This is a genomic window from Pseudomonas bubulae, assembly GCF_900618535.1.
GTDB lineage: Bacteria > Pseudomonadota > Gammaproteobacteria > Pseudomonadales > Pseudomonadaceae > Aquipseudomonas > Aquipseudomonas bubulae.
In genome coordinates this window covers 545,123-560,919 of record NZ_UYJA01000002.1, presented here as the reverse complement: position 1 = coordinate 560,919, position 15,797 = coordinate 545,123, and the positions used below count along the sequence as shown (strand labels likewise).

The 15,797-nt window shown below is 59.1% G+C and carries 12 protein-coding genes; 7 read left to right on the top strand and 5 right to left on the bottom strand.

Annotated features, from left to right (window positions below; genetic code table 11):
• Positions 1–5 precede the first annotated feature (5 nt).
• Positions 6–644 (bottom strand): LysE family translocator, encoded by a 639-nt coding sequence (locus PPTH39_RS09255; RefSeq protein ID WP_095001425.1) that lies wholly within the window; start codon positions 642–644, stop codon positions 6–8.
• Positions 644–1,081, bottom strand: coding sequence for an NUDIX hydrolase (locus tag PPTH39_RS09250; protein WP_095001627.1), 438 nt, complete (start codon positions 1,079–1,081; stop codon positions 644–646). Before PPTH39_RS09250 ends, PPTH39_RS09255 begins: the two co-directional genes overlap by 1 nt.
• Before the next feature lie 307 nt (positions 1,082–1,388).
• Between PPTH39_RS09250 and PPTH39_RS09245 the strand changes: the two genes are divergently transcribed.
• Together PPTH39_RS09245 and PPTH39_RS09240 are read left to right on the top strand one after the other, a co-directional pair.
• Complete coding sequence (locus PPTH39_RS09245) at positions 1,389–3,008, top strand: FMN-binding glutamate synthase family protein (protein WP_095020390.1); 1,620 nt, start codon at positions 1,389–1,391, stop codon at positions 3,006–3,008.
• 190 nt (positions 3,009–3,198) lie between these two features.
• A complete protein-coding gene (locus PPTH39_RS09240; protein WP_130871895.1) occupies positions 3,199–4,302 on the top strand; it encodes an OpgC domain-containing protein in 1,104 nt (367 codons plus the stop codon).
• 100 nt (positions 4,303–4,402) lie between these two features.
• Here the strand turns inward: PPTH39_RS09240 and PPTH39_RS09235 are convergent, their stop codons facing one another.
• Positions 4,403–5,809: an amino acid permease gene (locus PPTH39_RS09235; RefSeq protein ID WP_095001428.1), complete on the bottom strand. Its 1,407-nt coding sequence runs from the start codon at positions 5,807–5,809 to the stop codon at positions 4,403–4,405.
• Positions 5,810–6,204: 395 nt separating this feature from the next.
• On the opposite strand from PPTH39_RS09235, the gene PPTH39_RS09230 reads away from it, so the two are divergent.
• The 3 genes from PPTH39_RS09230 (at position 6,205) to PPTH39_RS09220 (ending at position 10,786) form a co-directional block, all read left to right on the top strand.
• Positions 6,205–9,315: a transglycosylase domain-containing protein gene (locus PPTH39_RS09230; RefSeq protein WP_130871894.1), complete on the top strand. Its 3,111-nt coding sequence runs from the start codon at positions 6,205–6,207 to the stop codon at positions 9,313–9,315.
• A 113-nt stretch (positions 9,316–9,428) separates the two neighbouring features.
• A complete protein-coding gene (locus PPTH39_RS09225) occupies positions 9,429–10,007 on the top strand; it encodes a PadR family transcriptional regulator (protein WP_095001430.1) in 579 nt (192 codons plus the stop codon).
• On the top strand, positions 10,004–10,786 hold the full coding sequence (locus PPTH39_RS09220; protein ID WP_095031951.1) for a siderophore-interacting protein: 783 nt from the start codon (positions 10,004–10,006) through the stop codon (positions 10,784–10,786). The genes PPTH39_RS09225 and PPTH39_RS09220 overlap by 4 nt, the downstream gene beginning before the upstream one ends.
• 156 nt (positions 10,787–10,942) lie before the next feature.
• Here the strand turns inward: PPTH39_RS09220 and PPTH39_RS09215 are convergent, their stop codons facing one another.
• Together PPTH39_RS09215 and PPTH39_RS09210 are read right to left on the bottom strand one after the other, a co-directional pair.
• The gene (locus PPTH39_RS09215; RefSeq protein WP_095018356.1) at positions 10,943–11,584 is read right to left on the bottom strand and encodes a Pr6Pr family membrane protein; all 642 of its coding nucleotides are present in this window, start codon (positions 11,582–11,584) and stop codon (positions 10,943–10,945) included.
• 7 nt (positions 11,585–11,591) lie between these two features.
• On the bottom strand, positions 11,592–11,822 hold the full coding sequence (locus tag PPTH39_RS09210) for a VF530 family protein (RefSeq protein WP_095001433.1): 231 nt from the start codon (positions 11,820–11,822) through the stop codon (positions 11,592–11,594).
• A 218-nt stretch (positions 11,823–12,040) separates the two neighbouring features.
• Between PPTH39_RS09210 and PPTH39_RS09205 the strand changes: the two genes are divergently transcribed.
• Both PPTH39_RS09205 and PPTH39_RS09200 read left to right on the top strand, forming a co-directional pair.
• Entirely contained in the window at positions 12,041–14,077 is a 2,037-nt protein-coding gene (locus tag PPTH39_RS09205) for a TonB-dependent receptor (RefSeq protein WP_095001434.1), read from the top strand.
• 285 nt (positions 14,078–14,362) lie between these two features.
• A complete protein-coding gene (locus PPTH39_RS09200; protein ID WP_095001628.1) occupies positions 14,363–15,727 on the top strand; it encodes a carbohydrate porin in 1,365 nt (454 codons plus the stop codon).
• Positions 15,728–15,797 lie beyond the last annotated feature (70 nt).

Below are 15,797 nucleotides of genomic sequence, written 5' to 3'. Positions count from 1 at the left end.
CCAGGTCATACGGTTTTACGTTGTTCCAGCATCAGCCTCACCGCCAGTGCGGCCAGCACACCGCCCATCACATAGCGCTGCACGGCCAGCCATAGCGGGTTGCGTACAAACCACACGGCAATACCGCTGGCAAACAGCGCGATCAGCAGGTTAACCGTGAAGCTGACGCTGATTTGAGTCAGGCCCAATACAATACTCTGAGTGAACATCGAACCGTGTTCCGGGTTGATGAATTGCGGGAAAACCGACAGATAGAAGACCGCCACCTTGGGGTTGAGTACGCTGGTCATAAAGCCCATCGTCAGTAGCTTCGGCATGGCATCCGGCGCGAGGTCCCGGGCTTCGAACGGTGAGCTGGCACCCGGGCGTACAGCTTGCCAGGCCATCCACAGCAGATACAGGGCGCCCGCCCACTTGAGTGCCTCATAGGCCATCGGTACAGCCATAAATACCGCCGTCAAACCCGCAGCGGCGGCAAACATGTGCACGAAAAAACCCGCCACCACCCCGAGCAACGATGTGACGCCTGCCTTGCGCCCCTGGCAGATGGAGCGCGAGATCAGGTAGATCATGTTCGGCCCTGGCGTCAGCACCAACAGCAGGCAGGCCGCAGCAAAAATCAGCAATTCATGGGCTGGAATCATCAGGCCGTCCGGGACTGCAAGGCATTGCGATAAAACGGCAGGACCAGATCCCGGGTCAACGGCGCCAGTACCAGGCCGCCATCGCCCTCGGGGTCGATCCACTGCACTTCTTCAATTTCTGCCGCTGCCACCACGGGCTGACTGATATGCACCAGGAACAGCTCGGCCTGTACCTCAAAACCCGGTTCGTTGACCGCAGGGGCAGCGAAATGGCCCAGCCAGGTCGCGCTGGCCGGGTCGATCACCAAAGCCAGCTCCTCTTCCAGCTCACGGGCCAGGGCGTCGACCGGCTGCTCACCGGCATCGATCTTGCCGCCGGGTTGCATAAAGGCCTGGGTGCCGCGCTTGCGCACCAGCAGGGTCCGCCCATCGAGGCCAATCACTACGGCAGCGGCAATACGAATGATTCTGGAGGTTGCGGGTTCAAATGAGGTCACGGAATTCGGCCAACAAAACAGTAAGGTCAAGAAGGATTGCACGACCCAACGCCCCTGAAAATACACAGATGTCACTTTTACCCGAGCCTTCTGTATGAAGTGCCCGACTTTGGTCGGGATGCTGCCACAGATGAAATCCCGTTCAATGAATAATCTGACAGGGAGTTGGCATTTGCTTGATAGATGACCAACACTCCCCCCAGCAAACCTCCGACTCAAAGAGAGGGTTCTATTGTCCTTTTTCTGTTCTTGACCACGCCAGGCATCACCGCCCGGCGGAACAGACCAGCCTGAAACAGGAAACCGTATGAGCCTGTCACTGTTAAGCCGTTATGCGTTTTTTGCATTCTGCGTCATCTTCACCCTCGCCAGCCTGCCCTTTATGCACCATGAGTGGCTGTGGCCCTTCACGGCCGTGTCACTGGCCTTGAGCCTGCTGGGGATTTTCGATTTGCTGCAAAGCCCCCACGCCGTGCGTCGCAACTACCCGATCCTGGGCAATATTCGCTATCTGGTGGAAGCCATCCGCCCAGAGATTCGCCAATACCTGCTGGAATCTGACAGCGATGCGCTGCCCTTCTCACGGGCGCAACGTTCGCTGGTGTACTCACGAGCCAAGAATGAGAGTGCCGACAAGCCTTTCGGCACTCTGGTTGACGTTTACCAGCCCGGTTTTGAATTTATCGGTCACTCCATGCGCCCGGCCCCGTTGACCGACCCCAGCAGCTTTCGCATCGTGGTGGGCGGCCCGCAATGCAGCCAGCCGTACTCGGCGTCGATCTTCAATATTTCAGCCATGAGCTTTGGCTCACTGAGCGCCAACGCCATCCGCGCCCTCAATCAGGGTGCCAAGCTCGGTAACTTTGCCCACGACACGGGTGAAGGCAGTATCAGCTCCTATCACCGTGAGCATGGTGGTGACCTGACCTGGGAACTGGGCAGTGGCTACTTCGGTTGCCGCACTTCGGACGGGCGTTTCGACCCTGAGCGTTTTGCCGCCCAGGCTCGCACGCCACAAGTGCGGATGATTGAAATCAAAATGAGCCAGGGCGCCAAACCAGGCCATGGCGGTATCCTGCCCAAGCATAAAGTGACCGCGGAAATCGCCGAAACCCGCGGTGTGCCCATGGGTGAAGACTGCATCTCGCCTTCGCGCCACAGCGCCTTTTCAACGCCTATCGAGCTGATGCAATTTATCGCGCAGTTGCGTGAGCTGTCCGGCGGCAAGCCCGTAGGCTTCAAGTTTTGCCTGGGTCATCCATGGGAATTTATGGGCATTGCCAAGGCCATGCTGGAAACCGGTATCCTGCCGGACTTTATCGTGATTGATGGCAAGGAAGGCGGCACCGGCGCGGCGCCCGTAGAGTTCACCGACCACATTGGCGCACCGCTGCGCGAAGGCTTGTTGTTCGTCCACAACACCCTGGTGGGCCTGAACCTGCGTGACAAGATCAAGCTCGGCGCCAGCGGCAAGATTGTCAGCGCATTCGATATTGCCAGCGTGCTGGCCATCGGTGCCGACTGGGCCAACTCGGCGCGAGGCTTCATGTTTGCCATTGGCTGCATTCAGTCGCAGAGTTGCCATACCAACAAGTGCCCCACCGGCGTGGCCACCCAGGACACCTTGCGCCAGCGAGCGCTTGTAGTGCCGGACAAGGCCCAACGGGTTGTGCAGTTCCACCAGAACACCCTCAAGGCCCTGGCCGAAATGCTGGCTGCGGCTGGCCTGGAGCATCCGGCGCAGCTCAAGGCCAAGCACCTGGTACGACGCATGTCCGCCACCGAAATCAAACTGTTCTCACAGTTGCATGTGTTCCTCAAGCCCGGCGAACTGCTCACCGGCGAGGTCAATGGCGAGTTCTATTCACGCATGTGGCAAATGGCCCGTTCGGATAGCTTTGAGGCCAACGAAATAGCGGCGGCCTGACGGCCCACCAGCAGGCCGCGCTGAAATAAGGCGCTGGCGGGTGTGTTCGAGCAGTAGCTCGAGACATTCAGTAATATCCAACCTTTGCATTTAACCCGTAATACCATCACCCTGCGCGCCGCCGATACGCGGCGCGCAACCTCCGCTGCGCCCGTCGGTCTTAATTAAACCCTTTGTTTGAGTACTCGCCGTGACGCTGAACGGACGCGACCACCGCATCGATTTTTTTCGCGGGCTGGCGCTGATTTTTATTTTTTGGGACCACATCCCGCACAACCCGCTGGCCGAATTTACGGTGCGCAATTTCGGCTTCAGCGATGCTGCGGAGATTTTTGTATTCCTGGCCGGTTATGCCGCCGTGCTGGCCTACGGCAAAATCGCTCAACGTGACGGTTTGTTGGTCGCCAGCGTGAAGATCCTGCGCCGCGCCTGGGTGCTGTATGTGGTGCATATCTTCCTGCTGGCGGTGCTGATGGGCATCGTGTTTTTTGCCAACAACCATGTCGAAACCCGTGACCTGGTGCAGGAAATGGGCCTTCAGTACTTCCTGAGCAATCCGCAACAGGCCCTCACCGACGAACTGCTGCTGCGCTTCAAACCCAACCTGATGGACCCGCTGCCGCTGTATATCGTGCTGTTGCTGGGTTTGCCGCTGGTGCTGCCGATGCTGCTGCGCAAGGCAGGCTATGTGGTTGCCGCGTCCCTGGCCCTGTACTTGCTGGCGCCGGTGTGGAACCTCGCGGCTCAGGAAGGCGGCGTGTGGTTTTTCAACCCTATGGCCTGGCAGTTTCTGTTTATTCTGGGCGGTGCAGCAGCGATCCACGGGCAGCAACCCAAGGCTGCGCAAAACCGTCCCCTGTCGCGTCAACCGGTGTTTTTGGGAACAGTACTCTATCTGCTGGTGACCGGCCTGCTGGCACTGTCATGGCGATGGCCGCAGTTTCACGATGCGCTCATGCCGCTCTGGCTGGGCGAGTACCTGTACCCGATCAGCAAGACCAACCTTTCACCGGTACGCCTGCTGCATTTTCTGGCCCTGGCTTATGTGGCGGCCAAAGTGGTGCCCCACGGCAACTGGCTGAATAACCGGGTGGCCCGCCAGGCATGCCGCATGGGCCGCTATTCGCTGGAAGTGTTCTGTCTGGGAGTGATCCTGGCGCCGTTGGCTGACATGCTCAATGCGCTGGGCGGTGACGGGTTTGTCGTAAAGGTATTCAGCGCCCTGATGGGCGTGGGGATCATGGCCGTGCTGGCGGCCTGGCTGGACTGGAACAAGCGTCTGAACCGCAAGTAGCGAAAGCTGTTGTGGGAGCGGGCTTGCTCGCGATGGGAACGCCGCGGTTGGTCTGACCAACCGAGGTGCTTTTATCGCGAGCAAGCCCGCTCCCACATTGTCAGTGAGTCTGCGTGCGCTGCGTAGGCTGCAGCTTGAACACATAGAACAGCACGGTCAGCAGGATCAGGAAGGCTGGGCCTACAAACAGTGCGATTCGGGTTTCTTCGAAGTAGGCCATCAACCCGACCACCATAAACAAGAACCCCAATGCCGCGTAAGAGCTGTACGGGTACAACCACATACGGTACTTCAGGGCTGCCGCTTCCTGCGGGCTCAGACTCTTGCGAAAGCGCAGTTGCGCCAGCAGGATCATCAACCAGGTCCAGATTGCGCCAAAGGTGGCAATGGCCGTCACCCAGACAAACACCTTCTCCGGCGCCATATAGTTGAGCACAACCCCCAGCAGCAGCACGGCAATCGACAGCAGCAACGCCTGACGCGGCACACCGTTTTTCGCAGTGGTGGCGAAGTTGGCCGGGGCCTGGCCGTTTTGCGCCAGGCTGTAGAGCATGCGACCGGTGCTGAAAATGCCGCCGTTGCACGACGACAATGCCGCAGTAATCACCACAAAGTTGATAATGCCTGCTGCCGTCTTGATGCCCAGACGTTCAAAGGTCATTACAAACGGGCTGCCCGAGGTGCCGATTTCGTTCCATGGGTAGATGGACAGAATCACGAACAGTGCGCCGACGTAGAACAGCAGAATGCGCCAGAACACCGAGCCAATCGCACTCGGAATGGTCTTTTGCGGGTTCTTGGCTTCGCCGGCAGTCAGGCCGATCATCTCGACGCCCAGGTAGGCGAACATCACCATCTGCAAGGACATCAATACGCCCTGGATCCCGTTGGGCAAAAAACCACCGTGAGCCCAGAGGTTGGAAATACCCAGAGCGACTCCGTTATTGCCGAAGCCGAACGCGATAATGCCGATACCGCCGAAGACCATCGCAATGATGGTGACGATCTTGATCAGGGCAAACCAGAACTCGAACTCGCCAAACGCCTTGACCGCGATCAGGTTGATCGAGCCCATGCTGATCAGCGCCGCCAGGGCCCAGATCCAGCGCGGTACATCGGGGAACCAGATGCCCATGTACACCGCCACGGCGGTGATTTCCGCGACACAGGTCACCAGCCACAGGAACCAGTAGTTCCAGCCGGTCAGAAACCCGGCCAACGGGCCGAGGTAGTCCTGCGCGTAGCGGCTGAACGAACCGGCTACCGGGTTGTGCACGGCCATTTCGCCCAGTGCACGCATGATCACCAAAATGGCCAGGCCGCCGATGATGTAGGACAGCATGATGGCCGGTCCGGCCATTTCGATTGCTTTGGCCGAGCCCAGGAACAGGCCTACGCCGATACAGGCACCAAGCGCCATCAGGCGAATGTGGCGCTCGCCCAGTTCGCGTTTGAGTGGACCGCCCTGCACGCTATCTGCGTGGGGCTGGTGGTTGCCGACTGGCATAAAAGTACAACCTCGTATTGTTATTGGGTATCCATCAACAGAGCGTTCGAAAAGACGGGCGGGTTAGCTGTCTTGCCCCCCTGACCGGCCTGGACCTTGTAGGTCGGTAGGTCAAAAGAGAAATGCCCTGCTGAGATCGGCGGCGAGTATTGCACAGCGTTGGTGCACAGTCATGCCCCTACCTAGGACCTATTTACCTGCCGCAAAGGCTCTATTCCTGCACTTACATGGGTAAGCCACGTTGTGGATGCATCCCGACCCTGGATTTATGAGAGCCATTCAGCAGACCGTGCCTATAGAAACACCAGATAAGCCTCACAAATTTTTCACCTGAATCTGCCAGCGTCTACGCTTCTATCAAGCGCAACCAATATGCGTACCTGGATCTGTCGACTATGGGCGTACTGTGGAACTCCAACTCCAGCAAGACGAGTGTGTCATCAGCTGTAACGGACGATGCCGCACCTGCGCCACAACCTCCTGAGCCCAGGCGTTATGGATGGTTTGTGCTCGGGCTTGGGGTGCTGGCCGTCCTGGTTGTGCTGTGGTTTGTGATGGCCCAGGAGGTGCGCAGTTCCAAGTTGCAAGCCCGCGAGTTCAGCCGTTTTGCTGCGTCGCTCAGCTATTCGATGCACGAAGGGCCCAGCAACGCGATGCTTTATCCCGGCGCAGGCCCTTTCGATAAACGCTTGGGTTACAGCGCACTGGGCGACTTTCTGGCACGCCTTCAAAAACGTGATTACGTCATTACTCAACAAAGCCGCTTTTCACCAGCGCTCTTGAGCTATAGCGAGAAAGGGTTTTTCGTACCCTATTCAGAAAAAATTCAGACCGGACTCTCGATCACCGACTGCGCTGGCAGTTCGCTTTATCAGTACAAGTACCCGCAGCAGTTGTATCCCAGCTTTGCAAGCATCCCCCCGCTGGTGGTTCACAGTTTGCTGTTTATCGAAAACCGCAACCTGCTCAACCCTGATGAACCCCAGGCCAACCCTGCCGTGGACTGGCCGCGCTTTGCCATGGCGGCCTACTCCCAGGCTGCAAAACTGCTGCACTTGCCGGGGCAATCTGCGGGCGGCAGTACCCTGGCCACCCAACTGGAAAAGTATCGGCACTCTCCCGATGGGCTGACGCTCTCAGGCGGCGAAAAATTGCGCCAGATGGTTTCTGCCAGCGTGCGTGCCTATCAGAACGGCCCGCAAACCCTGCCAGCCCGGCAAAAGGTGGTGCGTGATTACCTCAACAGCGTGCCACTGTCGGCGGTGCCTGGCCACGGCGAGGTTCACGGCATGGCCGAAGGGTTGCGGGTGTGGTACGGCGCCGATTTCAATCAGATCAACCAGCAACTGAGCAGTACCGCCACTGACCCAAAAAGCCTCGCATCAAGAGGCCTGGCCCTGCGTGAAGTGCTGTCGCTGATGATCGCCCAACGTCGGCCCTCACACTACCTGGCCAAGGGCCGTGATGAGCTCGCGCAACTGACCGACAGCCATATCCGCCTGCTGGCGCAGAACAATGTGATCAACCCGGCCCTGACCGCCGCCGCGCTGGCCAGCCGCGTGACTTACCGCGACTGGGCGCAGGCGCCAACCCTGCAACCGAATGAAACCAACAAGGGCATCAGCGTAGCCCGCAGCCGCCTTTCGGTGCTGCTCAAACGCCCGCTGTATGACCTCGACCGCCTGGACCTGTCTGCCACCAGCACCTTGCAGGGCGACTTGCAGGGCCAGGTCAGTGACTACCTGCGCCAGCTGGCAAACCCGGCATTTGCCGGCAAAATCGGCCTGCTCGGCCCCTACCTGCTAACGCCCACCAGTACCGCGCAAGTGCGCTACAGCTTCACCCTGTTTGAACTTACGCCGGACGGCGCCCGCGCCCGGGTACAGACCGACAGCACCGACCAGCCCTTCGATATAAATGAAGGCAGCAAACTGGAACTGGGCTCCACCGCCAAACTGCGGGTGTTGACCACCTATCTGCAGATCATTGCCGAGCTGCATGACCGTTACGGCGGCCAGCCTGGCACGACGCTGAAAAAAATCCCCATCACCCACCAGGATCCGCTGACCCGCTGGGCACTGGCGTACCTGATCGAAAATCCTGGTGCACAACTGACACCCATGCTGGATGCCGCACTCAACCGTCAGTACTCGGCCAACCCCGGCGAAGGCTTTTTTACCGGTGGCGGTATGCATCACTTCCACAACTTTCGCAGCCAGGACAACAACCGCATCGCGACGCTGCGCGATTCGATCCGTGAGTCGATCAACCTCCCCTTTGTGCGCCTGATGCGCGACGTGGTGCGCTACACCAGCTATCAGTCGCCGAGCAATAACGCGGACCTGCTCAGTGACGACAGCAACCCGATGCGCCAGGAATACCTCAGTCGTTTCGCCGACCGCGAAGGCACCACCTTCATGCTTAAGTTCTGGAAAAAATACCGCGGGAAAGACTCAAAGGCCCGCCTTGATACCTTCTTGGACAGCATGCACCCCACCGCCATTCGCATGTCGGCAGTGCATCGTTACCTGTTCCCCCATGCCGATCAGGCTACCTTCAACCGCTTCGTGCGCTCGCATCTGACTAACGACAAGATCACCGACGAGCGTCTGGACAAGTTGTACCAAGGCTATGGCCCCGGCGCTTACAACCTGCCTGACCAGGGCTATATCGCCAAAGTCCACCCGCTGGATCTGTGGTTACTGGGGTATTTGCTCAATAACCCGCAGGCCACCTTCCAGCAAGCTGTCGACGCCAGCGAACATGAGCGTCAGGAAGTTTACAGCTGGCTGTTTAAAAGCCGGCACAAGAGCGCCCGCGACAGCCGCATCCGCACCATGCTGGAGATCGAAGCCTTCCTTGATATCCATCAGCGCTGGCAAAAAGTCGGCTACCCCTTCGACCACCTGGTGCCGTCTCTCGCCACCGCACTGGGCAGTTCGGGGGATCGCCCGGCGGCACTTTCCGAGCTGATGGGCATTATCCTTAACGATGGCGTACGTTTGCCGGTATTACGCATTGATACCCTGCATTTCGCCGCAGATACTCCCTATGAAACCCGCCTGGTCAACGACCCTGACGCAGGCGTAAGGGTCATGCCCAGCGAAGTAGCCACGGCACTGCGCGAAGCCCTGTCGCAAGTGGTGGATGCCGGTACGGCGCGACGGGTATCGGGCAGTTTCAAGCTCGACGACGGCACACCCCTGGCCATGGGCGGCAAGACCGGCACCGGCGACAACCGCATCGAAAGCATGGGTGCTGGCGGACGTATCCTTAGCTCCAAGTCGATCAATCGCACGGCGACCTTCGTGTTTTATATCGGCGAGCATCACTTCGGCACCTTGACTGCGTTCGTTCCCGGACGCTCGGCCGAGGCTTTCAAATTCACCTCGGCACTGCCGGTGCAAGTGCTCAAGGGCATGGCACCGATCCTTACGCCGTATCTGCAACCAGGCACCAACACCTTGTGTCTGGCACCTGCGCCAGTACAAACCGCAGCGAAATAGCCAAGCTGTGGGAGCACTCCCATTGAGAATCATTACCGTTCGTCGACTGGGTTTTTACATTCCTTAAGATATATCTTAAGTTATATCTAACTTAATGAGAGAGCGAAAAGACAATGAGAGACCATCATCCCCATCACCGCGAACATGGCGCGGGTCAAGACGGCTTCGAGAAACGCCCCGGTCGCGAACGCGGTGGCCGCGGCCCCCGGGTTTTTGCCCCGGGCGATCTGAAGTTATTGCTGTTGGCGCTGATCGCCGAGCAGCCCTGCCACGGCTACGACCTGATCCGCCAGATCGAAGGTTTGTTCGACGGTGCCTACAGCCCCAGCCCTGGCGTGATCTACCCCACGCTGACCTTCCTTGAAGAGAGCGAGCTGATTCAGGGCGACGCCGAAGGCGGAAAAAAACGCTATACCGTGACCGATGCCGGTCGCCAGTACCTGACCGATCAGGCGGTAGCACTCGATGGCGTGCGGATGCGCATCGACGTCAGCAAGCGCTCACTGCGCGGCCATGATCGCCCGGCCGAGATTCACGAGGCGGTGCACAACCTGCGCCATGCCCTACAAATGCACCACGGTCGCTGGAGCCCGGCAGAAATCCTGCGGGTACGCGACTTGCTCAACAACACCGCCAAAGCCATCGTCGATGGCCCTGTATCTGCCCAGCCTGCGCAGGAGAACGCTGAATGAATGCTGCCACACCCCAGACCATTCACCGGGTCATGCATGAAATCAAACGTCGTAAACTCGAAGTGCTGCGCGTGGTCGACCTGACCCCGCGCATGCGCCGAATTACCGTGGGAGGCCCACAGCTGACGGGGTTTGTCAGCCTGGGCAGCGATGACCATGTAAAGCTGTTTTTTCCGCAGACCGCCGAAGAACAGGCAGCGCTGGAAACCCTGGAACTGAGCGCCGGGCAAAAAGGTGGAATGCCGCCGATGCGCGACTACACCCCACGCCGTTTTGACTTGAACACCTTTGAGCTGGACATCGATTTTGTCCTGCACGGTGACGGCCCGGCAGCCACTTGGGCCGCCCAGGCCACGCCCGGGCAGTATCTGCATATCGGCGGGCCGCGCGGTTCGATGGTAGTACCGGACATCTTTGACAGCTACCTGCTGATCGGTGACGAAACCGCGCTGCCGGCCATTGCCCGGCGCCTTGAAGAGCTGCCTGCCAACCGCCGTGCCCTGGTGGTGATCGAGGTCGAAAACGCGCTTGAAGAACAACCCCTGCACAGCGCCGCAGCGGTTGACGTGATCTGGGTACACCGTGATGTACCGGGCGAGGACCTGCTTAAAACCGTCGAAGCATTGAGCATCCCCGAAGGTGCGCTGTACACCTGGGTGGCCACCGAAAGCGCGCTGTCGCGCAAAGTGCGCCGAGTGCTGCTGGACACCCACGGCCTGAACGAAGAATTCGTCAAGGCTGTGGGCTACTGGCGCCTGGATGGCAGTACCGAAGAGTAATTGCTCCTACACCCCGTAGCAGCTGCCGAAGGAACGTGGCTGGGTTCGGCGACGTAGTCGTCGCAATATCAGACACCACGCTGAGCCAGTTAACCCCGGTTCTCAGTGTATACGACTGCTTCGCAGCCGAACGCAGCCTCGTTCCTTCGGCAGCTGCTACAAGTACTTGCGCCCCCTGAGACGATCCACCGCCACCACCCCCAATGCCACCGCCACAAACCCCGCCAGAATTCCGCCAGCATTGATAAACGTCTGCCAATAGCCCAGTTTTTCGACATCGACAAACGGATACGGGTACACACCCAGCAGGTGCCCACGCAACAGGATGTAGGCGAAATACAGCAGCGGATACAGCATCCAGAGTCCGATATGGCTCACGCGCAACAACCCCTTGGGCACGTAAAACCACCAGTACAGCGTAAACAGCACCGGCATCACGTCATGCAATATCTCATTGGCTAGCCATTGCAGACCTTCAGGCTGCCAGAGTTGGCGCAGCAACAGACTATACGCCGCTCCCACCACGATAATGCTGACAGCAATGCCGCTGCTAACCCACGGTTGCAAGAAAAACGCCCTGGCTTTTGACGGGGGGGTATCGGCTGCACAGGTCAGTACGCTGGCGGCCAGGGTGTTGGTCAAAATGGTGAAAAAACTGAAATAGCTCACCAGCCCACCCACCACACTCGCACCGCTCTGCCAGCGGGCGAACAGTACCAGCTCAAGCTGAATCGCCAGGCCGCTCCAGCCCAGGATCGCCAGCAGCAGGCAGAGCCTGTGCCTGGACAACGCACTCATGTGCCGATCAAAGCTCGCGCTTGGTACGGGCGTATTTCACATAGAGCTTTTCGACCTTTTCCCGCGCCCAAGGGGTTTTGCGCAGGAACGTCAAACTCGACTTGATACTCGGGTCGCTCTTGAAGCAGCGAATATCAATGCGCTCGGCCAGCCCCTGCCACTGGTAATGCGCCACCAGCGCAGTGAGGATCTGTTCCAGCGTCACGCCGTGCAATGGGTTGTTGTTGGGTTCAGTCATGCCGGGCCTTTAAAGCAAAAGAGAGAAAGCCGCGCACCTTAGCCGAGCACCTGCTCAGGGGGAAGTGCATTCGCCAAGCAACCAGTCTAGCCGTGTCCCGGGGCAGAAATGAAAGTTCCGCTTTGACAGATTAAAGTGATGTTATATTGTAACCATACCTGTCCAGTCAAAGAGCGCTCAGCGCCGCTTTCTTTCGTCACCCTGCCAAGGAACTTGTAATGTCCTCCCCTGCACTCCCGCGTCACTTGCGTCGCCTTCGTCTAACGCCGCTCGCCACCGCACTGCTGCTCGCCTCCCCGGCCTACGCCCTCGATCTGCCCCAGCAAGTCATTACCGGGAACCCCTTGGGCAACACCCAGCTGGCCTCACCCACAACGGTACTGGAAGGCGACGACCTGACCCTTAATCAGCAAGGCAGCCTGGGCGAAACCCTCAACAAACAACCCGGCGTGTCTTCGTCCTACTTCGGCCCCGGCGCTAGCCGACCGATCATTCGCGGCCTGGATGGCGACCGTATTCGCATCTTGCGCAACGGCGTCGGCGCTCTGGATGCCTCATCGCTGTCTTATGACCACGCGGTACCGCTGGACCCGGTCAACGTCGAACGAATCGAAATTGTTCGCGGCCCTGCCGCCCTGTTGTACGGCGGCAACGCCATTGGCGGCGTGGTCAACACCTTCGACAACCGTATCCCCACTACCGCCATCGACGGCATTCACGGGGCAGGCGAACTGCGCTACGGCGGTGCCGACACCACCCGCAGCAGCGCGGGCAAGCTGGAAGCCGGTGATGGCACCTTCGCCCTGCATCTGGATGCCAACGCCCGCGAGTTCAACGACCTGAAAATCCCCGGCTATGCCCGCAGCCGTCATGCCCCCGAAAGCGAAGACGGTGACGAGAAAAAAGGCCGTCTGGGTAACAGCAATGGCCGGCAGGACGGCGGTGCCGTGGGCGGCTCCTACACCTGGGAAGATGGTTACGCAGGCTTGTCGTACAGCACTTACGACGCCAACTACGGCTCACCGGCCGAGCAGGACGTACGCATCCGCATGAAGCAGGATCACTACGCCTTTGCCTCCGAAATCCGCAACCTGCAAGGCCCGTTCAGCTCGCTGAAAATAGATGCCGGCTACACCGATTACGAGCACCGCGAAATCGAGGGCGGCGAAGTCGGCACCACGTTCAAGAACAAGGGCTACGAAGCCCGCGTTGAAGCCCGCCATGTACCAATCGGCCCGGTTGAGGGTGTCATTGGCGCACAGGTCAATCGCAACGAATTTTCGGCCCTTGGTGAAGAAGCTTTCGTACCGCAAACCGACACCAACAGCGGCGCCCTGTTTGTGCTTGAAGAACTGCAGGCCACCGAGCGCCTCAAACTGAGCCTCGGCGGGCGCCTTGAGCGCACCGTGGTCGACCCGGACGCCAAGGGCAATGAGCGCTTTGCCGCGGCGGACCGTTCAAGGAGCTTCACGGCGGGCAGCCTGTCTTCAGGCGCCGTGTTCACCCTCACCCCGATCTGGTCGCTGGCGGCCACCCTGGGCTACACCGAACGCGCACCAACGTTCTACGAGCTGTACGCCAATGGCGCCCACGTCGCTACCGGCACCTATGAAGTAGGTAACGCCAATCTGTCGAAGGAAAAAGCCGTATCCAGCGACCTGGCTCTGCGCTTCGACAATGGCACCCACAATGGCAGCATCGGGGTGTTCTACAGCCACTTCTCCAATTACATCGGTCTGCTGGGTACAGGTCGTACACTGAACGACGAAGGCGAGCCAGACGCCGACGGCATTCCGGAATACACCTATTCCGGGGTGAGGGCGCGTTTCACCGGCTTTGAGGCCAAGGATCACTGGAAGCTCGGAGAAAGTGCCTATGGCAAGTTTGCACTGGAACTGTCGGGCGACTACACCCGCGCCACCAACCTCGACACCGGCGAAGCCTTGCCGCGGATTGCCCCGCTGCGCCTGAGCAGCGGCTTGCTGTGGGAAATGGACCGCTGGCAAGCGCGGGTTGACGTCGAACATGCCAGCAATCAGGGCCGTGTGCCGGCCAACGAATCGGGCACTGATGGCTACACCACTCTGGGCGCCAGTGCCGGTTATCACTTCGATGTGGGCAGCAGCCAGTGGCTGGCGTTTGTCAAAGGCGACAACCTGACCAACCAGACCGTGCGTTATGCCAGTTCTATTTTACGTGACATCGCCCCCGCACCGGGGCGCGGTATCGAGGTAGGCCTGCGCACCACGTTCTAAGCTGCACAGCAGTAAATACGCGGCCTCCAATCAAGTCGGGGCGCGACAAAAGAGCCCTGGGACGAACCGTCGCAGCACACTGTTACTGAATCAGAAATGATCCATGTCACTTAAAGTGCTGTTTCTAAACGTTTCGGGGCTTTATCATTTCCGCATAAAGGGCTGAAACGATTCATTCCGCCCTTAACTCTGAAGTGTCAGCCCTGCCCTCAAAGACAGCGCTACCCACTGCCACAGCCATACCTATAAAGACTCGCATCTCGACCTATGTCCACATTCCTGAATATGCGCAAACACAGCGCGCTGCTTCCTGTTGCCGGGCAAAAAGCTCTGGCTTTGATCGGCGGCATTACCGCTCTGGGCCTGGCTACTTGCGTGCAGGCGGCCCCCGCCTTTGACGCTGACTCCAAGTGGATGCTCGGCGATTGGGGTGGTACCCGTAGCGAACTGGAAAAGCAGGGTTACTCCTTTTCCCTCGACTATGTAGGCGAAGTCGGCTCCAACCTGCACGGCGGCTATGACCATGACCGCACGGCGCGCTACAGCGACCAGTTCGGCCTGGGCACGCACCTGGACCTGCAAAAGATCCTGGGCTGGGACGACGCTGAATTTCAGCTGACCATCACCCATCGCAGCGGCAACAACATCAGCAATGACCGCATCAACGATCCACGGGTGGGCGGTTTCACATCGGCCCAGGAAGTCTGGGGCCGTGGCCAGACCACGCGCCTGACGCAAATGTGGTACCAGCAGAAATTCTTTGACCAGAAGCTCGACATCAAAGTCGGCCGCTTTGGTCAGGGCGAAGATTTCAACTCGTTCCCTTGCGATTTCCAGAACCTGGCGTTCTGCGGCTCACAGGTGGGCAACTGGGCCGGCAGCATCTGGTACAACTGGCCCGTCAGCCAGTGGGCCCTGCGGGTCAAGTATCACCTCACCCCCGAGTTGTACGCACAGGTCGGTGCCTATGAGCAAAACCCGTCCAACCTGGATCGCGGCAACGGCTTCAAGCTCAGCGGCAGCGGCACCCAGGGCGCAGTACTGCCGATCGAACTGGTGTGGACGCCAAAAATTAATGGCCTGCCAGGGGAATACCGCGCGGGTTACTACTACAGTAATGCCAAGGCAACAGATGCTTACAAAGATGCCAACGGCCAGCCAGCAGCCTTGACCGGTGAAGCGTATCGCAGCAGTTCAAGCAAACACGGGATGTGGCTGGGCGTGCAACAACAGCTCACTACCCGTGCCAGCGACCAGTCGAGGGGCTTGAGTGTGTTTGCCAATGCCACCATGCACGACAAGAAAACCAATGCCGTGGACAACTACGTCCAGGCTGGCGTCGTCTACAAAGGCGTGTTCGATGCCCGTCCCAAGGACGATATCGGCTTTGCCATGGCGCGCGTTCACGTCAACCCGGCTTATCGCAAGAACGCCCAGGCCACTAACCAGGCCCGCGCCATCTACGATTTCGACAACCCGGACTACCTGCCTCCCCAGGACACTGAATACAGCGCCGAGCTGTACTACGGCATCCACGTCACCAACTGGCTGACCGTTCGACCGAACCTGCAGTACATCCGCCACCCGGGCGGCGTCAGCCAGCTGGATGACGCACTGATTGGCGGTCTGAAAATTCAAAGTGCGTTCTGACAAACGGACTGCAACAACAACCTTGAAGGTTGTGATCGAACACCTATTTAGCTGATTCACTCCCGCGTCG